The 21,131-nt window shown below is 66.3% G+C and carries 21 protein-coding genes and 1 pseudogene; 15 read left to right on the top strand and 7 right to left on the bottom strand.

The features are described from left to right. The first annotated feature begins 240 nt into the window (after window positions 1-240). The 4 genes from CH295_RS25390 to CH295_RS25375 are packed head-to-tail and all read left to right on the top strand — an operon-like array spanning window position 241 to window position 3,770. The gene (locus CH295_RS25390) at window positions 241-1,077 is read left to right on the top strand and encodes a biotin--[acetyl-CoA-carboxylase] ligase (protein ID WP_094742243.1); all 837 of its coding nucleotides are present in this window, start codon (window positions 241-243) and stop codon (window positions 1,075-1,077) included. Between the two features lie 47 nt (window positions 1,078-1,124). Continuing rightward, a complete protein-coding gene (locus CH295_RS25385; RefSeq protein ID WP_094634514.1) occupies window positions 1,125-1,724 on the top strand; it encodes a PH domain-containing protein in 600 nt (199 codons plus the stop codon). A gap of 39 nt (window positions 1,725-1,763) precedes the next feature. Further along, window positions 1,764-2,444 carry a response regulator transcription factor gene (locus CH295_RS25380; RefSeq protein WP_037190266.1) on the top strand — a complete coding sequence of 227 codons (681 nt, stop codon included), beginning with the start codon at window positions 1,764-1,766 and terminating at the stop codon, window positions 2,442-2,444. A 6-nt stretch (window positions 2,445-2,450) separates the two neighbouring features. Then, a complete protein-coding gene (locus tag CH295_RS25375) occupies window positions 2,451-3,770 on the top strand; it encodes a sensor histidine kinase (protein WP_037189933.1) in 1,320 nt (439 codons plus the stop codon). Window positions 3,771-3,775: 5 nt separating this feature from the next. Here the strand turns inward: CH295_RS25375 and CH295_RS25370 are convergent, their stop codons facing one another. Next, window positions 3,776-4,336 carry a GtrA family protein gene (locus CH295_RS25370; protein ID WP_052047544.1) on the bottom strand — a complete coding sequence of 187 codons (561 nt, stop codon included), beginning with the start codon at window positions 4,334-4,336 and terminating at the stop codon, window positions 3,776-3,778. A 198-nt stretch (window positions 4,337-4,534) separates the two neighbouring features. Between CH295_RS25370 and CH295_RS25365 the strand changes: the two genes are divergently transcribed. From CH295_RS25365 to CH295_RS25355, 3 genes and pseudogenes are all read left to right on the top strand, one after another. Continuing rightward, window positions 4,535-5,737 carry a 5-(carboxyamino)imidazole ribonucleotide synthase gene (locus CH295_RS25365; protein ID WP_371828439.1) on the top strand — a complete coding sequence of 401 codons (1,203 nt, stop codon included), beginning with the start codon at window positions 4,535-4,537 and terminating at the stop codon, window positions 5,735-5,737. Next, window positions 5,730-6,269, top strand: a complete 540-nt coding sequence (purE, locus tag CH295_RS25360) for a 5-(carboxyamino)imidazole ribonucleotide mutase (RefSeq protein WP_052047543.1) — start codon at window positions 5,730-5,732, stop codon at window positions 6,267-6,269. Before CH295_RS25365 ends, purE begins: the two co-directional genes overlap by 8 nt. Before the next feature lie 59 nt (window positions 6,270-6,328). Then, window positions 6,329-6,654: pseudogene (locus CH295_RS25355) on the top strand (hypothetical protein). On the opposite strand, the gene CH295_RS25350 reads toward CH295_RS25355, so the two are convergent. Together CH295_RS25350 and CH295_RS25345 are read right to left on the bottom strand one after the other, a co-directional pair. After that, on the bottom strand, window positions 6,642-7,367 hold the full coding sequence (locus tag CH295_RS25350) for a TIGR03089 family protein (RefSeq protein WP_094742151.1): 726 nt from the start codon (window positions 7,365-7,367) through the stop codon (window positions 6,642-6,644). The pseudogene CH295_RS25355 and the gene CH295_RS25350 sit on opposite strands and share 13 nt — an antisense overlap. A 57-nt stretch (window positions 7,368-7,424) precedes the next feature. Further along, window positions 7,425-8,849: an LCP family protein gene (locus tag CH295_RS25345; RefSeq protein WP_094634128.1), complete on the bottom strand. Its 1,425-nt coding sequence runs from the start codon at window positions 8,847-8,849 to the stop codon at window positions 7,425-7,427. A 457-nt stretch (window positions 8,850-9,306) separates the two neighbouring features. On the opposite strand from CH295_RS25345, the gene rfbD reads away from it, so the two are divergent. From rfbD to manB, 3 genes are read left to right on the top strand one after another with little or no spacing between them, the layout of a single operon-like run. After that, window positions 9,307-10,161, top strand: a complete 855-nt coding sequence (gene rfbD, locus CH295_RS25340) for a dTDP-4-dehydrorhamnose reductase (protein ID WP_094742150.1) — start codon at window positions 9,307-9,309, stop codon at window positions 10,159-10,161. Window positions 10,162-10,195: 34 nt separating this feature from the next. Further along, entirely contained in the window at window positions 10,196-11,107 is a 912-nt protein-coding gene (locus CH295_RS25335) for a glycosyltransferase family 2 protein (protein WP_094742149.1), read from the top strand. Then, a complete protein-coding gene (gene manB / locus CH295_RS25330; RefSeq protein WP_037189923.1) occupies window positions 11,097-12,191 on the top strand; it encodes a mannose-1-phosphate guanylyltransferase in 1,095 nt (364 codons plus the stop codon). The genes CH295_RS25335 and manB overlap by 11 nt, the downstream gene beginning before the upstream one ends. 16 nt (window positions 12,192-12,207) lie before the next feature. Here the strand turns inward: manB and CH295_RS25325 are convergent, their stop codons facing one another. The 3 genes from CH295_RS25325 to cofD form a co-directional block, all read right to left on the bottom strand. Next, window positions 12,208-12,669, bottom strand: a complete 462-nt coding sequence (locus CH295_RS25325) for an NUDIX hydrolase (protein ID WP_094742242.1) — start codon at window positions 12,667-12,669, stop codon at window positions 12,208-12,210. A gap of 106 nt (window positions 12,670-12,775) precedes the next feature. Further along, entirely contained in the window at window positions 12,776-14,155 is a 1,380-nt protein-coding gene (locus CH295_RS25320; RefSeq protein ID WP_052047542.1) for a coenzyme F420-0:L-glutamate ligase, read from the bottom strand. After that, a complete protein-coding gene (gene cofD / locus CH295_RS25315; RefSeq protein ID WP_037189921.1) occupies window positions 14,152-15,126 on the bottom strand; it encodes a 2-phospho-L-lactate transferase in 975 nt (324 codons plus the stop codon). Before cofD ends, CH295_RS25320 begins: the two co-directional genes overlap by 4 nt. A gap of 715 nt (window positions 15,127-15,841) precedes the next feature. Here cofD and CH295_RS25310 point away from each other — a divergent pair. Continuing rightward, entirely contained in the window at window positions 15,842-16,075 is a 234-nt protein-coding gene (locus tag CH295_RS25310; RefSeq protein WP_027496498.1) for a WhiB family transcriptional regulator, read from the top strand. 33 nt (window positions 16,076-16,108) lie between these two features. Here CH295_RS25310 and CH295_RS25305 read toward each other — a convergent pair whose 3' ends face one another. Continuing rightward, window positions 16,109-16,588, bottom strand: a complete 480-nt coding sequence (locus CH295_RS25305) for a metallopeptidase family protein (protein WP_037189920.1) — start codon at window positions 16,586-16,588, stop codon at window positions 16,109-16,111. Between the two features lie 72 nt (window positions 16,589-16,660). On the opposite strand from CH295_RS25305, the gene CH295_RS25300 reads away from it, so the two are divergent. From CH295_RS25300 to manA, 4 genes are all read left to right on the top strand, one after another. Next, window positions 16,661-17,071: a DUF3499 domain-containing protein gene (locus CH295_RS25300; protein ID WP_170946053.1), complete on the top strand. Its 411-nt coding sequence runs from the start codon at window positions 16,661-16,663 to the stop codon at window positions 17,069-17,071. 196 nt (window positions 17,072-17,267) lie between these two features. Then, window positions 17,268-18,650 carry a phosphomannomutase/phosphoglucomutase gene (locus tag CH295_RS25295; RefSeq protein WP_037189919.1) on the top strand — a complete coding sequence of 461 codons (1,383 nt, stop codon included), beginning with the start codon at window positions 17,268-17,270 and terminating at the stop codon, window positions 18,648-18,650. Between the two features lie 71 nt (window positions 18,651-18,721). Continuing rightward, the gene (locus tag CH295_RS25290) at window positions 18,722-19,864 is read left to right on the top strand and encodes a tobH protein (RefSeq protein WP_094742148.1); all 1,143 of its coding nucleotides are present in this window, start codon (window positions 18,722-18,724) and stop codon (window positions 19,862-19,864) included. Then, window positions 19,864-21,093, top strand: coding sequence for a mannose-6-phosphate isomerase, class I (gene manA / locus CH295_RS25285; protein ID WP_094634133.1), 1,230 nt, complete (start codon window positions 19,864-19,866; stop codon window positions 21,091-21,093). The genes CH295_RS25290 and manA overlap by 1 nt, the downstream gene beginning before the upstream one ends. Window positions 21,094-21,131 lie beyond the last annotated feature (38 nt).

Raw genomic sequence — 21,131 nt, 5'->3', positions numbered from 1 at the left:
GTGGACCTTGTCCACCGCCGCCTCACCGGAGGGAATCTCCGCAACCGCGAGACGTTTACGAAGATCGGCCAATTTACCCGCAGTCGTATGAATATCGGGGGCTTCGGCCGACCCGGGTGCAGTGGAATCCTGGACGCTGGTCATGGGGCACCACTTTAACTGCGAGTGTGATCTGCGCCCCGACCGAGGGTGGTTCGCGACAAGCCGTCGGCCTGTCACCGAGCCCATATGCTGGAGCGCATGTGGACAAACCTCGATCGCCCGCCGCTGGACGTTCGTGCGCTTCGCCGGGCACTGGTTGACGGCCCGCAGGCCTCCTGGTCTCGGGTCGACGTGGTGACGGAAACCGGTTCGACCAATGCGGATCTGATCGCGGGGGCCGCGAACTACGCCGACCGGACGGCACTGATCGCCGAACATCAGGACAGTGGACGCGGAAGGCACGCGCGACCGTTCTCCGGCGCGCCGCGGTCACAGATTCTGGTGTCGATGCTGCTGAAGTTCCCTGGAATCGATCCCGCGGTGCTCGGGTGGGTCTCGCTCATGACCGGAATCGCTCTGGTCGACGCGTTACGCACCGTCGGTGAAGTCGACGCTCGGCTGAAGTGGCCCAACGACGTCCTCATCGGTGGCAAGAAGGTCTCGGGAATCCTGGCCGAAGTCGCCGCGCACGGACCGTCGCCCACAGTCGTCATCGGGCTCGGGGTGAACGTGTCGATGACGGTCGACGAGTTGCCGGTGCCGACGGCGACGTCACTGGCCCTGGAGGGGGCTGCGGTTCTCGACCGTGACACGTTGGTTCGGGCAATTCTGCGTGGGATGGCCGCCGAGGTGGACTCGTGGCGGGACTCGAACTGGAACACCGATGCACTCGCCCACCGGTACCGGGAGAGGTGCGGCACCATCGGGCAACGCGTGCGAGTCGATCTGCCCGGTGGCGACGAGAAGATCGGAACCGCGGTCGACGTCGACGAGCACGGCCGCATCGTGATCGAGGTGGAGCAACCCGGGTCCGATCGCCCGTCGGTACTCGCCGTGGCGGCCGGTGATGTCACTCATCTCCGACCCCTCTCGTGAGACCATGTCGACTCGACGGAAGTCGTAGCGAGTAGTCAGGAGTGCACGTGGGTTATCCACAGGACGCGTTGGCCGACGAGGAAGAGCTCCTGCTTCATCATCACCCTCACTGGAAGATGCTCGTCCTGCCGTCGGTCACCTTCGTCCTCGTCACGGGACTGGCAGGCGTCGGCCTCGGAGCCGCGAGTGCACGGCTCGAATCGACAGCCGCGAACGTCGCGATGATCGCCACGGCGGTGCTGTGGGCGGCGATCGTCGTATGGCGGTGCCTGGTGCCGCTGATCAGCTGGAAGTGCACGCATTTCATCGTCACCGATCGGCGAGTGCTGATCAGGCAGGGCGTTCTCACCCACTCGGGCATCGACATTCCGATGAGCCGAATCAGCAACGTCCAATTTCGACACGGACTGATAGACCGGATGTTGCGCACCGGCACGCTCATCATCGCCTCGGCATCGGACGATCCACTCGAGTTCGACGACATTCCGCATGTGCAACGCGTGCATTCCCTGCTCTACCAGCAGGTATTCGACTCGATGGAGTACCGTCGCGAATCCGTGCACGGCCGGGAGGCGGCATTCGAGCCGATGCCGGAGGATTCGGCAGGCGACTCCAAGCCCGGTTGGCGAGCTGGGAAACGCAGGTAACACAGGCTGTTCTCACCTTCGAACCGTAGGGTGACCGATGTGACCGACGTGCTGCTTGCCGAAGACGACGAAGCCATCGCTGCGCCCCTGTCCCGAGCTCTCGGGCGCGAGGGCTACACGGTGACCGTCGAACAGACCGGCCCCGCCACCCTTCAGCGCGCGCTGGACGGAAAATTCGACCTGTTGATACTCGACCTCGGCCTGCCGGGGATGGACGGCCTCGAAGTGTGTCGGCAGGTGCGTGCCAACCGATCCGAGGTTGCCGTGCTCATGCTCACCGCACGAACCGACGAGGTCGACTTCGTGGTGGGTCTCGACGCCGGTGCCGACGACTACGTGGGCAAGCCCTTCCGGCTCGCCGAGCTCATGGCCCGCGTACGTGCGTTGCTCCGCCGCCGTGGTGCCGGGGAGGATTCCCCGATCGAGGTCGGTGCCATCCGCCTCGAACCCGCTGCCCGACGCGTCCTGGTCGGTGGCACCGAGATATCTCTCGCCAACAAGGAATACGAGCTGCTCAAGGTCTTGCTCGACCATGCGGGCCAAGTCGTTTCTCGTGAAGTGATCCTGCGTGAGGTCTGGGGCGACGCAGAGCTGCGCGGATCGAAGACCCTCGACATGCACATGTCCTGGCTGCGTCGCAAGATCGGCGACGAAGGACCCGTGGCCGAGCGTCGCATCGCGACGGTGCGCGGCGTCGGCTTCCGCATCAACAGCGACTAGCGGTCGATGCGGCGCCGAATTCTGGTCTCGATTCTCGCTGTCGTCGTCATGACGGCGTTGCTGCTCGGTTTGCCCCTGATGTACACCGCCTGGTTGTGGGTCGAGGATTTCACCCGCAACGACCTGCAGGCACGCCTGGATCGAATGGCGGCGGAGATCATCTCGCAGGAAGGGTCGGCGGGTCTGATCGAGGGCCAGCTCGACATCGGCTCGCTCCGGTTGGCCATCCCGCAGGGTGGCCGGCTCGTGGTCATCTACCCCACCCCCGAGGATGCCGCATCGCGCGCGGACATCGGGCAGTCGTCCGTGCCTCGACCGCTCGTGGAGTCGCTGTCGATGGGCACCTCGGGTTCGCTTCGCCTCGAAGTGCCGTCCGACGACATGCGTTCCCTGCAGCGCCAGGCGCTCGGAGCGGTGACTCTCGTCGTCCTCGCATCAGCGATGGCAGGCACCGTCGTGGCCGTCCTGACAGCCAAGCGGCTGGCCGATCCGCTGCAGGATGTGGCGCGGCGAGCTGCTCGCCTCGCCGAGGGTGATTTCAGGCCGGACCCACGACGGCACGGCATCGCAGAACTCGATCGGGTCTCGGAGGTTCTCGACTCGGCCACCGTCGAGATCGCCGGACGGCTGCAGCGCGAACACACGTTGGTCGCCGATGTCTCGCATCAACTTCGCAGCCGCCTGACCGCTGTCCGCCTCCGCCTGGACGAAATATCCACGCACCCGGATCCGGCGGTGGTCGACGAGGCCAACGAGGCGATGGATCAGGTGGACCGACTGACCCTTGCCATCGACGAGCTCGTTCGATCCTCTCGTAGTGACGGCGCGGCCGACGCGCACGAGGTCTCGGTGGTCGAGGAACTGATCGGCACCGTCGTCGAATGGCAGCGAAATTTCGAGGACGTCGGCCGGACCCTGGTGATCAAGGGTGACGTGGATCTGAAGGCCTCGGTGACCGGATCGCGGTTGCGTGAAGCGGTCTCGGTGCTGGTCGACAATTCTCTGGTGCACGGCGGCGGAGCCTGCACGGTGGCGGTCCGGGCCGTCTCGGCCGTCGAGAGCACCGAGCGACGCCGTGAACGACTGGTCTGCGTCGAGGTCTCGGACGAGGGGCCCGGGGTGAGCAACGAACTTGCTCCGCACATCTTCGACCGTGGATTCTCCGGAGCCGGTTCCACCGGTGTCGGCCTCGCTCTGGCCAGGGCTCTCATCGAGGCGGACGGCGGCAGGCTGGAATTGCAGCGACGTCGTCCCGCGCTCTTCTCGGTGTTCCTGCCTGCGTGGCGTGAACCGTCGCGTGCCGTGCCTCGCCGCGAACCACGCTGAGCATCTCAGGGTTGGTCGAGTACGTCCGCCGCGTCGGTCGGGTCCTCGTTGCGTTCGGCGTCGACTTCCAGGATCGTCCGCGCGTTGTCCTCGGGAAACGCGAAGCGGCGCAATGCCCAGAACCGAAATGCCATCTGCAGCAGGTTGCCGATGATGTAGTTGAGGACGAAGTCGATGATGACCAGCGTCGTCAGGGATTCGCTGGCGTCGCGAATGTCGAAGACGTTGTTCGCGATCCACAGGGGACCGGCTGCGATGAGCACGCCGATGCCGCTGATCGCGAAGAAGAGCAGCGCCTCGTGGTGCCGCTCGCGTCCGCCACGATGCTTGAAGGCCCATTCGCGGTTGAGGAAGTAGCTGAGCAGGGTTGCGAGAACACCCGAGATGATCTTGGCGATCACCGGCTTCTGCTCGAGCACCGTCAGGCTCAGCGAATAGAAGATGACGAGGTCGAAGACCATCGTCGTGCCACCGACGATGGCGAACTTGATCAGCTCACTGTGCCGAATCGCGAGGTCCCGAATGGGCGTGGGTAAGCGTTGGAGCACGCTTGCGATCGTCGGCACAACGGTGAAGTCTACGAAACACACCCCGGGTTCGCCGAACCGAGGCTCCGATCATCAGGGTTTCCACAGGTCCTCGCCCAGCATGCGGACTCCGCTGCGAGACGCCGGGTCGGACCGAATGCGTGCGACATGACACCATGGTGAGCCGTGACAGGTACCGAACCGCGCCCCACTGCTGCGCGCCCGTCGTCGACCGGAATGCCCGTGGTGACGATGATCGGCGGCGGTCAGCTCGCCCGAATGACTCACCAGTCCGCGATCGAGCTCGGACAGACTCTTCGCGTCCTCGCCGCGGGTGCCGACGAGCCGGCAGCTCAGGTCAGCCCCGACGTCGTCTTCGGGCACCACGACGATCTCGATGCGTTGCGCACGGCCGCGACCGGTTCCAATGCGCTCACCTTCGACCACGAGCAGGTGCCCACCGAGCACCTCGAGACTCTCGTGGCAGAAGGCGTCAACGTACAACCGCCGCCGAGCGCGTTGATATTCGCCCAGGACAAACTGCGCATGCGTCGCAAGCTCGCCGAACTCGGTGCGCCCGGCCCGGCCTACGCGGAGGTGTCGTGGGCGCAGGACGCGATTGCGTTCGGAGACGAGCACGGGTGGCCGGTGGTGCTCAAGGCCGTACGAGGCGGCTACGACGGGCGTGGAGTGTGGATGCCCGCAGACGCCGAGGAAGCAGAGGCGATCGTCACCGCTCAACTCGACCTGGGTGTACCACTCATGGTCGAGGAGAAGGTCGCCATGCGCCGCGAGCTGTCGGCCATGGTTGCACGATCACCGTTCGGCCAGGGAGCTGCATGGCCAGTCGTGCAGACGGTGCAGCGCAACGGTCAGTGCGCCGTGGTGCTGGCGCCGGCTCCCGACCTCGACGAGGACGTCGCCACGTTCGCAGGCAGGCTGGCTCTCGACATCGCCGGTGCGCTCGGTGTGGTCGGAGACCTCGCGGTCGAACTGTTCGAGACCACCTCGGGCAAGCTCCTGGTGAACGAACTCGCCATGCGTCCGCACAACTCCGGTCACTGGACCATGGACGGGTGTCGGACCTCGCAGTTCGAGCAGCACCTACGCGCGGTACTCGACTACCCGCTCGGCGACACCGACCCACTCGCTCCACTCACGGTGATGGCCAATATTCTCGGCGCGCCCGAGGCCCCCGAGATGACGATGGACGAGCGGCTGCATCACCTGTTCGCCCGGATGCCCGATGCGAAGGTGCATCTGTACGGCAAGGGCGAGCGCAAGGATCGCAAGATCGGCCACGTGAACATCCTGGGCGCGCAGTCGGGTTCGCTCGCCGACCCCGCCTACGTGGCCTCGGTGCGCGAGCGAGCCGAACGCGCAGCGCACTGGATGTCACACGCCGAATGGACCGACGGATGGGACCCGCACAATGACTGACAACACTCCTGCCCCCGATGGTCGTTCCGCAGGCTCCACTCCTGCCGTCGGCCTGATCATGGGCAGCGATTCCGACTGGCCCACGATGGAAGCTGCTGCAGAAGCGTTGGCCGAGTTCGGTATTCGCTTCGAGGTCGGCGTGGTGTCGGCACACCGAACCCCGCAGCGCATGCTCGACTACGCCCGCGATGCCGCAGGCCGCGGCATCAAGGTGATCATCGCCGGGGCCGGGGGAGCGGCTCACCTGCCCGGCATGGTTGCGTCGGCGACGCCGCTGCCGGTCATCGGTGTGCCGGTGCCCCTGAAGTACCTCGACGGCATGGATTCGCTGCTCTCGATCGTTCAGATGCCCGCCGGTGTTCCCGTGGCCACGGTCTCCATCGGTGGTGCGCGCAACGCAGGGTTGCTTGCGGTCCGAATTCTCGGTGCATCCGATCCGGCTCTGCAAGAACGGATGTCCGCGTTCCAGGCCTCACTCGAGGCCATGGTGCTGGAGAAGGACAAAGCGCTGCGCACCACTCTGCTCGGGTGAGCGGAACCGTGTCACGGAGCGAGCAGATCAGGCGCGCGGGTCGCGGTAGTCGGCAGTCCATGTTCGTGACGCGGCTGGCGTTGCTCTATGCCCGTCTCTGGCGCGGCACGGCGCGTTTCGACGACGAATTCTCCCTGTTCGTGTGCACCGGGCTGCGCGGTGGATTCGGGCGCGGCGGAACGAATTCGGCGGTGCCTATCTGACGAAGGGCAACACCGCCCGTCGGGTACTGCGGCACGAGGCCGTACATGCAGACCAATGGGCGAACTTCGGGCTCACCTTCCCGTTCCGCTACCTCGCTGAAGAAGCGCGACATCGGGGTCCGGCCAACAAGTACGAGATCGAGGCCGGACTCGCCGACGGCGGCTACCGTCAGCCCGGCTGAGCAACAGTGGCGGTGACCTTCTCGGTCTCGGCGCGCCGCTGCGCCTTCGCCTCCTCCGGATTGGCCACCTGAACCAGTGACGCACCCACGACGAGTACCGAGAGCAGACCGTCGATCAGCTCGTCGGCTGTGGTCCAGGACGCGCTGGACATGACCCGGTCCGCGGCCGTCCAGTCACGTGCGTCTGCCCGCTCACGAGCGGCAGCGAGTACCTCGTCCACCGAACGCCCGTCCAGCGCCGCGCCTGCGCTCCCGGAGCCCGCGACCCTGAACTGATCGCCGTGCACCCGCACCGACGTCGCGTAGTCGGTCATGCCGATCGGCAGATCGGGGACTGCCTTGCCGAATGCGTCGAGCGAGAACGCCAGCACCTCGTCCGCCTCGGGAGACTCGTCGAGCCGATCACCCGACACCATCGCCACGTCCACGGAGTCGTCGGCCCCGATGACCACCTCGCCGCCAGCCCACCAGACTCCCAGCAGCGCGGCAGCCGTCTGCCAGTGCGCGGGCAACAGCACACTCACCCTGCCACCCACCTCGAAGGCGAACTCGTCGCGCAACAGATTGGCGGTCTTGGCCGCCCAGTTCGCCAGGGTCACCGCAGACACCTCGACCCGCTCACCGGTCGCATCGTCGTAGAACGTCACGCGCGGACCGGCCGGATCGGCGGCGAGAATCGGGTCGAGCAGGGTCTGAGTCAGATTCGAAGCCACCCCACGACCCTAGATGACGCCCGACGACACCGATTCACACACTGTGAGCGGCAGCGATCAGTTGACGCACATCGGACCGGTGGAGCCGGCGTCGATCGGAGCAGCGGGTGCCTCGGGAACCGCCGTACCCGATTCGGGAGCAATGGTTTCCGCAGTTGCGGCCTGGCCCGAGCCGGGTCCCGCATAGTCGTTCGCGAGTACCACCCGAACGGTGTCTGCCGACAAGGTGTCGTCGGCGGTGATCTGCAGTCCGCCGAGCGCTGCCGAGACGGCGCGCGCAGCATCGCTGTCCACATCGGCAGCCTGGATGCGGCTCGCCGAGATCGACGTGCCCTCGTAGTTGCCGATGGTGCCGTCGACGTACCCCAACGCCGTCAACGAACCGGCGACGCCGTTGGCCAGGCCGTCGATACCGCTGTCGTTCGCGACGTCGACGGTCACGGTCGACGGATCGACATCGGGGGCGTCCGCATTCTCGGCGTTGGTCTCCGCTGAATTACCGTCGGCGAGCAGTCCTTCGACGTACTTCTTCACCGCAGCGGGATCGACCTGCACGATCGACTCGCCGTAGTCGGTCGTCGCATTGATGTCGACTGCGGGGATCGTCTCGAACTTGACCTTGCCGCCGGCGAGATCCTGCAGGCGAGTGGCGAACTGCAGAATGTCCCAGTCGGAATCGAGTGTCACCGATCGCTGCACCGCGGTGCTGAGTTGGCCCAGTTTGCCGGGGTTGCTCAGCGTCTTGGCGCTGAGCACACTCCGCACGAGCGAGGCCATGAACACTTGCTGGCGCACGATGCGGTCCAGATCTCCGCGGGGAAGATCGTGTCGCTGTCGGACGAAACTCAGAGCCTGCGAACCGGAGAGGTTCTGCTCGCCCGCCGGGAAGTTCGCACCCGACAGTGGTTCCTGCACAGGGTTGTTCAGGCACACCTCGACACCGCCGACGGCATCGGTCAGCAGCACGAAGCCGAGCAGCCCCACCTCGGCATAGTGATCGACGGTGATGCCGGTGAGGTTGGCGACCGAATCGATGAGGGCCTCACGACCGGCTTCGGTTGCCTGGGATTCGGCATCGGCGTCCGTGACCCCTTGCTCCACCAATTCGAGCCGCTTGTTCTCCTTGGTCGCGCCGTACGCAGCATTGATCTTCGACATGCCGATGCCGGGTACCTCGACGTACGAGTCTCGCGGGATGGAGATCGCGGTGGCCGACGAACCGTCGTTCGGGACGCGGATCAGCACGATCGTGTCTGTGTTGGACGCCACCTCTTCGCCTGCGTTGAGGGAGGCGAGTTCCGCGGGGGACAACGCGTTGCCGTGGGCGTCGGTTCGACTGTCCGTGCCGACCATCAAGATGTCGACGGCACCGTCGGCGGCACCGCCGAGACCGAGACCACCCGCGGTGGCGATATTCGAGCGCAGGCTGTCGACACTGCGCCACGCGAAACCGGTCACCAGCAGGACGAGGATCGAGAGCACTGCGACCGCGACGTGGGTCGCGGGCCATCGGGTACCACCGGCGCGAGGCGACCTGCCGTCGGACTCGGGTCGCTCGACGCCACCGCGAGGACTGCGTCGATCCGGCCGGCGCGATCTACCTGTGCGTTCGCCGGGTGCGACCTGTCTGCGTTCTCCGGTGCGGCGTTCTCCACGGCGTTCGTCGTCGCGGTAACGGTGGGCAGCGCCGCTGTGATCGTCGGGGCGGCCCGTGGTGCGCGCTCGGGGACCGTCGGTTCGCCGGGGAGCGCTCCGCCTCGGCGGGGGAGTGCGCTCACCTCCGGGCGTGCCTGGATCTCGTGGCACCGTGACGACCCTCTCTCGTTTCCGGCCGGCCTGAAACCTGCCTACTTCGTTGTTCTCCCCCCGCCGTTCGAAGGTTACTTGTCGCCGGTCGCTGCCTCGCCTAAGCGAACGCGGCGTGCCACACTTGGCAACCGTGAATGCGATCGTGGTGACCGGTGCACACGGCCAGTTGGGCCGCCGAGTGATGTCTCTCGCCGCCGAACGAGGTGACGGTGCCGAAGTGCGCGGATATTCGTCCGCCGACCTGGACATCACCGACCCCGACGCCGTCGCGGCCGCGGTGAGCGCAGGGTCGACGGTGATCAACTGTGCTGCTTACACCGCCGTCGATGCCGCCGAGACCGACGAGGCCAGGGCGTCGGCGGTCAACGCGGACGGCCCTCGAAATCTCGCGCGCGCCTGCGGGCGTGTCGGCGCCCGGTTGATCCACGTCTCCACCGATTATGTGTTCGACGGCACAGCGATCGAACCGTACGAGGTCGATGCGAAGACCGCGCCGCAGTCGGCGTACGGACGCACCAAGCTCGCCGGCGAGCTCGCAGTGCACGAGGAGCTTCCCGAGGCCGTGGTCGTGCGAACCGCCTGGGTGTACGACAACACGGGCAAGAATTTCGTGACCACGATGCGCCGACTCGAAGGCGAACGCGAGACGATCTCGGTGGTGAACGATCAGATCGGTTCGCCCACGTTCGCCCTCGATCTGGCGTCGGGCCTGCTCGAGATCGAAGCCGACCCTGCTGTGCGCGCACGAACGCTGCACTACACCAATGCGGGGCAGGCCAGCTGGTTCGACCTCGCACGCGCGGTGTTCGCGGGAATCGGTGCCGATCCCGAGCGCGTGACGCCGTGTTCGAGCGCCGAATACGTCGTTCCGGCACCTCGGCCCGCATATTCGGTCCTCTCACCGACCGCGTGGGTCGATGCCGGTCTGACCCCGGCGCGGCCGTGGTGGGACGCGTTGACAGCAGCCTTGGCGCAGTCGACATGAGGGTTCGAGGCGAGATCGGGCTAGTCTTGCCCGCGTGAGTTCCGAGCTGGCCGTGGTGACCGTGACCTATTCACCCGGCGAATACCTTGACCAGTTCCTGACGTCTCTACGTGAGGCGACGACGCGGCCCCTTCGGGTGATCATGGCGGACAACGGCTCGGTCGACGGCACACCCGAGGCAGCCGAGATCGCGTTCGAAGAGGCGGAGTTGCTGCGCACCGGCGCGAACATCGGCTACGGCGCAGCCGTCAATCGCGCGGTGGCCGAGATCGACCCCGACATCGAGTTCGTCGTCGTGGCCAATCCCGACGTGCGGTGGCATCCGGGATCGCTCGACGGCCTGCTCGACGCGGCGGCGCGGTGGCCGCGGGCCGGTGCTCTCGGACCGCTCATTCGCGAGCCCGACGGCTCGCGGTACCCGTCGGCGCGGTCGGTGCCCGATCTCACGTCCGGAGCCGGCCACGCCGTACTCGGCAAGATCTGGCCGAAGAATCCGTGGACTCGGCGATATCGCCAGGAGAACGAGACGGTCAGTGAGCGGCCGGTGGGGTGGCTGTCGGGATCGTGCCTGTTGCTGCGGCGTTCGGCGTTCGATTCGATCGGCGGATTCGACTCCAGATACTTCATGTACATGGAGGACGTGGATCTCGGTGACCGGCTCGGCAGAGCGGGTTGGCACAACGTCTACGTTCCCGATGTCGAGGTCACCCACTCGAAAGGGCATGCGGCAGGACGGCATCCGGAAGTGATGTTGCCGGCACATCACACCAGTGCATACCGCTTTCAGGCCGACAGGCACGCCCGGACGTGGCAGGCTCCCTTACGATTGGCGCTGCGCGCAGGTCTCGGTCTTCGCTCGAAGATCGTTGTGACTTCGGCGCTTCGGGCCCGCGCAGGTGATGGACGACTCACGGACGAGAGAACAGAGGCTGGACATGTCGGATAGTTCCCCATCGGTCGCCGCACGTACCGATGCAGTCATTCTGGTCGGCGGCAAGGGAACTCGGCTGCGGCCGCTGACGCTGTCGGCACCCAAACCGATGCTGCCCACCGCAGGACTGCCCTTTCTGACCCATCTGTTGGCGCGTATCAAGGCCGCAGGAATCGAGCACGTCGTCCTCGGCACGTCGTTCAAAGCCGACGTGTTCGAGCAGCATTTCGGGGACGGGTCCTCGATGGGTATCGAACTCGAATACGTCTTCGAGACCGAGCCGCTGGGTACCGGTGGCGGCATCAGGAACGTTCTGCCGCGACTGCGCGCGGAGAACGTCATGGTCTTCAACGGGGACGTCCTGGGCGGCACCGATCTGACAGCAGTTCTCGATACGCACCGGAACACCGATGCCGATGTCACGTTGCATCTGGTCCGTGTCGGCGACCCGCGCGCGTTCGGCTGCGTGCCGACCGACGAATCCGGCCGAGTGACAGCGTTTCTCGAAAAGACGCAGGATCCGCCGACCGATCAGATCAACGCCGGTTGCTACGTCTTCAAGCGCGAGATCATCGAGTCCATTCCGGCCGGCCGTCCGGTGTCGGTTGAGCGAGAAGTGTTCCCCGCCTTGCTCGCCGAGGACAAGAAGGTCTACGGACACGTCGACAGCGCCTACTGGCGCGACATGGGAACACCGGAGGACTTCGTCAAGGGCTCGGCCGATCTGGTCCGCGGCATCGCGCCGTCACCGGCGCTGCACGGAGACCGCGGCGAGTCCTTGGTCCACCCGAGCGCGGGGGTGGCACCGGGTGCACTGCTGATCGGCGGAACGGTCGTCGGACGCGGTGCCGAGATCGGAGCGGGTGCCCGTCTCGACGGAGCCGTCGTGTTCGACGGTGCCGTCGTCGAGGCAGGGGCCGTCGTCGAGCGATCCATTCTCGGCTTCGGTGCCCGGATCGGACCCCGCGCCCTGGTGCGCGACGCGGTCATCGGCGACGGTGCCGACATCGGTGCCCGCTGCGAGTTGCTCCGCGGCGCACGCGTGTGGCCCGGGGTCAAGTTGCCCGACGGTGGAGTCCGCTTCTCCACCGACGTCTGACGCTTAGGGGCGGCCCCTACCGGCGACGTGCAGCGAGGGAGACGAGGTGGTCGATCGTCTCGCGCTCGGCGTCGTCGGGCAGAGCCTCGACCGGCCACCAGCGCAGATCCGTAGATTCCTCGCTGCGCACTGCCCGTGCGCCGTCCGGTGCCCGGACCAGAAACCTCAGGTCGAGGTGCCGCGTCGGCTTACCGAGCGAGCAGGTGATCGGGTGCGTGTGCGCGGAGAGCAGCATCGGATCGATCGTCAGATCGTCGATGCCGGATTCTTCGGTGGCCTCCCGTAGCGCCGCGTCGACCACGGTCTCGTCCGTCGGTTCGCAGTGGCCGCCGAGTTGAATCCACCGACCGACCTTCGGATGAAGCGTCAGCAGCACATGTGTTCCCGACGTGTCGAGCACCAGCGAGGACGCGGTGAAATGGCCGGCCTCGTTGGCGCGCAGGCAAGCATCCGGATTGCTGTGCAGAAACGCCAGCATCGTGTGCCGGAGCGATTCGTCGTTCGAATCGGACGGTGCCCATCGATCGAGCGATGCCCCGACCGAACTCCACAGAGTCGAGTGAGGCGGCGTCGACGCCGACACGTCAGAGCTCCAACAGTGACGACCCGGGAACCACCGGATCCCGAACGGTCAGGGATTCGCTGGGGTGCCCGATTGCGATGGCTCCCATCGCTTTCCAATCTGCACGCAGGCCGAGTTCGGCGCGTACGGTATCGGCTGCGAAAATCGTCGAACCGATCCAACAGCTGCCCAGATCACGCACCGCGAGGGCGACGAGCAGTCCTTGCACGGCCGCACCGACTGCGACGGTGAACATCGTGTCCTCCGCGGTTCGACGCCTCTCGTCGGGATACGAGTGCGCGCCGTCGGGCACGCAGAACGGGATCACGATCTCGGGGGCGTCGAACAGGATGTCGCCGCGGCCGAGTCTGGCGGTGATCCGCTCCTCGCTCAGCCCGTCGCCGGCCAGATCGGCTCGCCATTGCTCACGCATCGTCTCGAGCAGCCGACGCCGGACAGCGGGGGTCCTGACCCAGACGAACCGAACCGGACGGGTGTGGTGCGGGGCCGGAGCGGTGAGCGCATCGGCAACGGCCGCACGAACGGAGTCGGGGTCGACCGGTTCGTCGGTGAACGAGCGCACCGACCGTCGGCGCAGCAGCGCCTCGCGTCGACCACGATCGAGTGCCTCGGCGGTACCGAGCCAGAACAGATCGTCCTCGCCGCCGCGCAGCAGCGTCGCAGCGGTCGAACCGTCGTCGACGGGAGTCAGTCCGCGTACGACGGCAATCGGAACCCCACCGAGTTTGCCCTTCACCAGATCGCCCGCGGCAGCGAGCTCGTCGGCGATCGCGACCTCGGTGACGACGAGCTCGTTGCCCTGACCGTCCTCGGCTCCGGCGTACGCGTGCACGACGCCCAGGCCCGCGGCACCGATGGCGGCGTCGGTCTGGCCGATCCGCCATGCGCGCCCCATGGTGTCGGTGACGACCACGGCGACCGTCACCCCCAGCAGCGAACCGAGTGCAGTGCGCAGCGCTGCGGCACTGGCGTCGGGGTTCTCGGGCAGCAGCGCCAGTTCGCCACCGTCGACGTTGGAGCCGTCGATTCCCGACGCGGCCTGCACTATGCCGAGTCGATTCTCGGTGATGAGGGTTCGGCCCTTGCGTGCGACGATGCGCACGGCTTCCTGTTCCACGAGGACTCTGCGGGCGGCATCTCGCTCGTCCGCATCACGAGGTGCCTGCACCAGACGGCCCTCGACCTTGGAGATGATCTTGCTGGTGACGATCAGGATGTCGCCGTCACGCAACCACGGCGCTCGGTCCGCAACGGTCGCAGCCAGATCGTCGCCCGGCCGGAACTCGGGGAGCCCGGTCACCGGCAGTATCTCGATCGAGCCGCCGGGAGCGTGATCCTCGGGTGTCGACCGGATCGAATCGGGATCGTGAGTGTCGGTCACAGGTCGAGTCCGGCTGCGCGCAGAGCGGTGCGGGCCATCGCCGCAGTGGTCTCGGGGTCGGTCATCAGCAACGGAACCGACTGCACGTCCACACCGTCGACTACCGCCGTATCGGTTGTGTGCACCAGCCATGCATCGAGAATGCCGGTGCCGCTTCGGCTTCCGTAGTGACGGCCCACCGCCTGCGCCGTGGTCTCGACTCCGATGACGGACAGGCACTCGTCGGCCATGCCGCGCAACGGCTTACCGTCGACGACGGGGGAGAGGCCGACCACCTTGGCGGCCGTCGTGCGAAGGGCCCCGCGGATACCCGGCACCGCGAGGATCGCACCGACGCTCACCACCGGATTGGACGGAGCGAGGACAACGGCGTCGGCCTCGGCGATCGCCTCGACGACTCCCGGTGCCGGAGTTGCCTGTTCGGCCCCGATGTTGGCGAAGCTGTGGGTGGGAATCTGTGCCCGGTACCGAACCCACCACTCCTGGAAATGAATTGCGCGCTGCTGCTCACCGCTCGGGTCGTCCGGATCGGTGACGACGACGTGGGTCTCGGAGCGATCGTCGGTGACGGGCAGGAGCCGGACTCCGGGTTGCCAACGGTTGCACAGGGCTTCGGTGACGGCGGACAGCGGAAAGCCGGTGCGCAACATACGACTGCGGATCAGGTGTGTGGCAATGTCGCGGTCGCCGAGTCCGAACCAGTCGGGATCGGCACCGTAGGCCGCCAACTCGTCCCGGGCGTTCCAGGTTTCCGCGATGCGACCCCAGCCGCGATCGGTGTCGATTCCTCCGCCGAGTGTGTACATGCACGTGTCGAGATCCGGGCAGATGCGGAGCCCGTGCATCCACACGTCGTCGCCGACGTTGACCACTGCGGTGATCTCGTGCTCGGGTTCGTCGCCGAACAACGTTTTCAGGCCCTGCAGAAACCGAGCGCCACCGACGCCACCGACCAGAACAGTAACTTTCACAACACCCGAGCCTAGTGGGGTTGCGGTGGTGTGGGGTGAGCGCCCACCCGGGGCCGCAACGTCCGCGTGGACCGTTTGCGACGGCGAGAACCGATGCGACACGCACGGGACGGGCTTCGATCCGGGGAGAGCGCCGATTTCGGGCATGTGATGGTATTGGATTTGTGCGATCGGCTTGACCGCGACACACCTGGACGTGTCTAATCACAGGTATGTCATTCAGTGTTCGCAGCACGAGTTCGATTGCAGCGAACCTGGTTTCGAACACTCGTTCCCTTCCTCTTCGTCCCTGACTGGACGTCGAGTAGAGGTCGAGAGTCGGACCGGCACGTTGGACCAGCTCGATCGAATACCGGCGTGGGGCAAGGTATTCGAGAACACGAGGACCGAAAGTATCTGCGCTACCACAGGTGAGGAGGCGGAAGCGATGTATGACCAGCACGTGACACGTGATCAGCGGGGCGGACCCACTGCACACCTCAGCGCTGTCGACGACGCGCCGCAAACCGAGTCCGGCATCGGCGCAGATTCGAGCGTCTCGATCGACGCGGGTTCTGCGTACGTCGAGCGAACGGACGAGACCGACAACGACGTCGACGTCATCGACGCGGATGTCGAACTCGAGTCGGATTCCGACGCCGACTCGATGCCGTTCGTCGCCGAGTCGGTTCCACCGGCCAAGCCGTTCCTCAGTCTCGTCGCGGGTTTCGACGAGATGTTCGAGGAGATCGAGGACCAGTGGCAGGAGCGCGCCCTGTGCGCGCAGACCGACCCCGAGGCCTTCTTCCCGGAGAAGGGCGGCTCCACCCGCGAGGCGAAGCGCATCTGCCTCGGCTGTGAGGTCAAGGACGAGTGCCTCGAATACGCGCTCGCCAACGACGAGCGGTTCGGTATCTGGGGCGGGTTGTCCGAGAGGGAGCGTCGCAGGCTCAAGCGCGGAATCGGCTGAGAAGCTCGGTTCCGACGGGCCCCGAGGGTTCGCTCACTCCCCGGCCGGGTCGACCTCGTCGGGGTCGATGCCGAGATACGTGGCCACTTGCTCGACCAGAACTTCGAACAACAGATCTTCCAGGTCCTCCGGGTGCTTCGCGCGCCGTTCCAGCGGTCGACGGAACAGCACCACCCTGGCGCGTGTCGTCTCCCCGCGCTTGTCTATGCCTGCGGGTACCAATCGCGAAAGCGGTACCGGACCTTCCGCCACCACCTCCGGTGGCCACGTCACCGATTCCGGATCCAACGCCCTGATCTTCGGTACCTCGTCCACGGCGATGTCGAGCTTCGAGAGCTTCTCGTGCCAGCGATGATCGATCCGCGCGAACGCCTCGAGCACCAGTCGGTCGAACTTCTCGGCTCGTGAGCGCCTGGCCGGGATGTCCTCGGGCAGAACCGGTCCGCGGACGCCGCGGCCGTGCCGAGCCACGGACCGAGAAGTGATCCTGCGCGCGGATGAGAATCGAGGCATAGGGGGAGGTTATCGCGCTCGTCCGGTGTGTCGGTCGTTCGGTCGGTTGCACCCACCGGATACTCTGCACTCGTGAGATCACTGCGTGGCTGCTGCAGGCCTGGTTGCAACCGTTCTGCCGTTGCGACGCTCACATACGTCTACTCCGACTCCACTGCGGTCGTCGGACCGCTCGCGACAGTCGACGAACCGCATTCCTGGGATCTGTGCGAGGTGCACGCATCGACCACCACCGCGCCCAAGGGCTGGGAACTGGTGCGTTACGAAGGCGGCTACTCGACGTCGAGCCCCGACGAGGACGATCTGACGGCCCTCGCGGAGGCCGTACGCGAGGCCGGTCGCGGCGATCGCATCCGCTCCGAGGACCGTGACAGCGCCGACCGCTCGGCCTCACGGCCGTCCGAGACCGAACGCAGATCCGCTCCGGCCGTCCGAACGGGCAGGCGCGGGCACCTTCGAGTTCTTCCCGACCCCACGTCCTGAGCCGCCCGAGCACACCGAGTGTGGTGTGCATCGGTCCGACTGGCCGGTCCGTCCTGAGTCTGGCAAGGTTCGAGGAGCAGGACCGAAACGGATCGCGACGGTCTGCCGATACTTGGTGTGGATCGCACCGCTACCGACGCTCGATATCCGACGCCGATGAGCGGCGTCGTCGACAACGATCACCAGGAGAATCTTCGTGGCCCGAACCGCAGAGTCCGTCAACGCCGTCATCAAGGCCTACGACGTCCGTGGCGTCGTAGGTGAGCAGATCGACGAGGCGTTCGTGCGTGACGTCGGTGCATCGTTCGCACGATTGGTTCGCGACGAGGCAGGGGCCGCGCGCTCGGTGGTCATCGGCCACGACATGCGTGATTCCTCGCCCGCGCTGTCTCGGGCGTTCGCCGACGGCGTCACCGCACAGGGCCTCGACGTGGTCCACATCGGGCTGGCGTCGACCGATCAGCTCTACTTCGCCTCCGGCATGCTCGAATGCCCGGGAGCCATGTTCACCGCCAGTCACAATCCGGCGAAGTACAACGGGATCAAGCTCTGCCGCGCCGGTGCAAAGCCGGTGGGCCAGGACACCGGATTGGCCACGGTCAAAGCCGAATTGGTGGATGGGGTACCGGAGTTCGACGGACCGTCCGGAACTGCGACATCCCGAGATGTGCTCGACGAATACGCACAGTTCGTCCGAGACCTGGTCGATCTGTCGGGAATCGGGTCCATGAAGATCGCCGTCGACGCCGGGAACGGAATGGGCGGACACACGGTGCCCGCGGTGTTCGGGCCACTGCCGGTGACGATCGAGCCGCTCTTCTTCGAGCTCGACGGTAGCTTTCCCAATCACGAGGCCAATCCGCTCGATCCGGCGAACCTGGTGGATCTGCAGCGTTTCGTCGTCGAGACCGGTGCCGATATCGGACTCGCCTTCGACGGCGACGCGGATCGGTGCTTCGTCGTCGACGAGAAGGGCGACCCCGTCTCGCCCTCCGCAGTCACCTGCCTGGTGGCCGAGCGGGAACTGGCCAAGGAGCCGGGCGCGGTGATCATCCACAATCTGATCACCTCGCGCGCGGTACCGGAACTGGTCACCGAGCTCGGAGGCACACCGGTTCGCACCCGGGTGGGGCACTCGTTCATCAAGCAGCAGATGGCCGACACCGGAGCGATCTTCGGCGGCGAACATTCCGCTCACTACTACTTCCGTGATTTCTGGGGTGCGGACTCCGGCATGCTCGCCGCGCTGCACGTTCTCGCCGCACTCGGGGCACAGGATCGTCCGCTGTCGGAAATGATGGCCAGCTATGAGACCTACAGTGCATCGGGCGAGATCAACTCGACCGTCGACGATGCCGCAGAACGCACCGAGGCGGTCCTGGCGGCATTCGCCGATCGGACCGCGGGCATCGACCGACTCGACGGAGTGACGGTCGATCTGGCCGACGGTGCCTGGTTCAACCTGCGGGCCTCGAATACCGAACCGCTCCTGCGGCTCAACGTCGAAGCACGTACCGGAGCCGATGTCGATGCGCTTTCGACGGAGATATTGAGCATCGTTCGCGCCGGACTGGAATAGTGGTTACCGAGGGTTCGTGAGTGGGTATGCAGGCGTTTCGAGCGGGTGACGTAAGGGGAGGTGTCGCAGCCATGACGGCAGTGTCGTCTCTGGTCGATCTCGACGATTCGGATGCTCTCATCGCAGCCGATCGCGAGGGCTCCTTGCGCAGCGCAGCGCTGGCGGGCGCACAGGTGCGTGCTGTCGCGACCGCAGTGGACGAGTCGGTCCTCGCCCGGTTGGCCGATCTGCGTCCCCGGAGCGTGGTGATCGTCACCGGCGACGGGCGGAGCAGTCGGGCGGCGTCACTGCTCGTCGCCGCGCTCGGTGATCGCCTCGGGGTCCCTCTGGTACGCAGCACCGGCACTCCGCCGTGGATCGGCCCACTCGACGTGGTGGTGGTGGCAGGCGACGACGCCGGAGATCCACGTTTGGCCGAGTCGGTGGACGCGGCAGCCCGGCGTGGTGCCGAAGTCGTGGTGGTCGCTCCCGAGGAGGGGCCGCTGCGTGCCGTCCGGGGAGCCAGAGTCATGTGGCTGCCACCTCGAATCGCAGTCCGTGACCACAATGCTCTGATGCGCTACCTCGCTGCGTTCGTCGCGGTACTCGGGGCGGTTGCCGGCGGCTCGTGGAAGACGTTGCTGCCCAATCTTTCTCGTCTTGCCGACCTGCTCGACGCGGAGGCGGTACGAAACAGCCCGTCCAACGAGATGTTCCACAATCCGGCCAAGGCCCTCGCCAGTGGGTTGAACGGACGGCGGGTGGTGTTGACCGGGGGCAGTCCCGCCGCGGTCGAGGTGGCTCGGCACGGCAGCGAGGTGCTGCTGCGCGTGGCGGGTGTCGTCGTCGGTGCGGGGGAGTTGGGCGATGTCATTGCCGCGTCCATCCGGGCGTCCGTCGTCGAATCGTCCCGCACGCCACAGACATTCGACTCGTTATTTCACGACGAGCAGCTCGACGGGCCACCGCCGGCGCTGCCGATGCGCGTGATCGTGGTCGCCTCGGACGCCGATCGCGCGATGACCGAACGACGAATCGCCGGTGTCCCGGAGTCGGAATTGTTGCTCGCCGATTCGAGTGAGGCTCTGTTCGGCGGCGAGCGCGCGAGATCGGAATTCGACAACCCCGCAGCGGCATCGGATCCGGCTAGACTCTCGGTGCTCGACACGATGTCCGTGTTGGCGACGCGGTTGGACACCACTGCCGCGTATCTGCTGTTGATGGGCGGTAGCTAGTGCAGCTCTTGCGAGGCGCGGTTCGGTCCTACGCATGGGGTTCGCGAACCGCACTGGCTCGGATTCAGGGCCGCCCGGTCCCGTCCGATCATCCCGAGGCAGAGATCTGGCTCGGAGCTCACCCGGCCGACTCCGCGCACGTGGTGCACGAGGGTGGCAGTACGCCACTGCTCACGCTGATCGACGGCGATCCGGCCACCCACCTGGGTGGTTCTGCGCAGCACTACGACTCGCGTCTGCCGTACCTGCTGAAATTGCTTGCCGCAGAAGAGCCGTTGTCCTTGCAGGCGCATCCCAGCAGTGCTCAGGCCCGTGAAGGTTTTGCACGCGAGAACGCCGCGGGTGTCCCCATCGATTCTCCGGTACGCAACTACCGCGATCCGAATCACAAGCCCGAGCTCATAGTCGCGCTCACCGAGTTCGAGGCGTTGGCGGGCTTCCGGCGTCCCACCGACACCGTCGAACTGCTCGACGCGTTGGCCGTCCCCGCGCTGGCCGGGTATCGCACCCTGCTGGCCGCCCAGCCCGATGCCTCCGGGCTGCGCACCGTGTTCACCTCGTGGATCACGCTGCCCGGGCAGGCATTGGACGACATCCTGCCCGCCGTCGCCCAGGGATGCATCGACTATCTCTCCGGTCCTGCTCGCACCGACGGTGGACGATTCGCCGCCGAGGCCAGAACTCTGCTCGAGCTCGGGGAGTCGTACCCCGGTGACGCCGGAGTGCTCGCGGCGCTGCTGCTCAATCGGGTGACACTGACTCCCGGCCAGGGGCTGTACCTCGACGCCGGAAACCTGCACGCGTACTTGCGCGGTACCGGTGTGGAGATCATGGCGAACTCCGACAACGTGTTGCGCGGCGGACTGACTCCCAAACACGTCGACGTCCCGGAACTGTTGCGCGTGCTGGATTTCGAGCCTGCCGACATCTCGCCCATCACCCCGGGGGTCGGCGATCGGCCGACCTACCTGTATCCGACGCCTGCACCCGAATTCGCGTTGAGCCGAACTGCGGTTGCTGCGGGGGAGACGGTCTCCGTTCCCGGCTCCGGCCCGAGAATTCTGCTGTGCACGAGTGGCACTGTCGTGGCCGGTACCGCAGGCCGACAGTGCGAGCTGACGGTGCCGCAGGGCAGCTCGGCCTGGATACCCGCTGCAGACGAATCCATCACCGTGACCGCCGATTCGGGCGAGGCCGAGGTGTTCGTGGCCTCCGTCGGCCGCCTGTAGATCGCGTGTCGCCGGCATCTGTCGCTTCGAACCGCGCG

It is taken from the genome of Rhodococcus sp. 14-2483-1-2 (assembly GCF_002259405.1).
Classification (GTDB): domain Bacteria; phylum Actinomycetota; class Actinomycetes; order Mycobacteriales; family Mycobacteriaceae; genus Rhodococcoides.
The sequence above is the reverse complement of the archived record's forward strand: the minus strand, read 5'-3'. Positions and strand labels throughout refer to the sequence as shown.

Coding starts and splice junctions, on each gene's coding strand:
- CH295_RS25390 (WP_094742243.1), top strand. CDS start 241: ATGTGGACAAACCTCGATCGCCCGCCGCTGGACGTTCGTGCGCTTCGC.
- CH295_RS25375 (WP_037189933.1), top strand. CDS start 2,451: ATGCGGCGCCGAATTCTGGTCTCGATTCTCGCTGTCGTCGTCATGACG.
- CH295_RS25365 (WP_371828439.1), top strand. CDS start 4,535: ATGCCCGTGGTGACGATGATCGGCGGCGGTCAGCTCGCCCGAATGACT.
- CH295_RS25290 (WP_094742148.1), top strand. CDS start 18,722: ATGACGGCAGTGTCGTCTCTGGTCGATCTCGACGATTCGGATGCTCTC.
- purE (WP_052047543.1), top strand. CDS start 5,730: ATGACTGACAACACTCCTGCCCCCGATGGTCGTTCCGCAGGCTCCACT.
- manB (WP_037189923.1), top strand. CDS start 11,097: ATGTCGGATAGTTCCCCATCGGTCGCCGCACGTACCGATGCAGTCATT.
- CH295_RS25325 (WP_094742242.1), bottom strand. CDS start 12,669: ATGCTGGCGTTTCTGCACAGCAATCCGGATGCTTGCCTGCGCGCCAAC.
- CH295_RS25305 (WP_037189920.1), bottom strand. CDS start 16,588: ATGCCTCGATTCTCATCCGCGCGCAGGATCACTTCTCGGTCCGTGGCT.
- CH295_RS25310 (WP_027496498.1), top strand. CDS start 15,842: ATGTTCGAGGAGATCGAGGACCAGTGGCAGGAGCGCGCCCTGTGCGCG.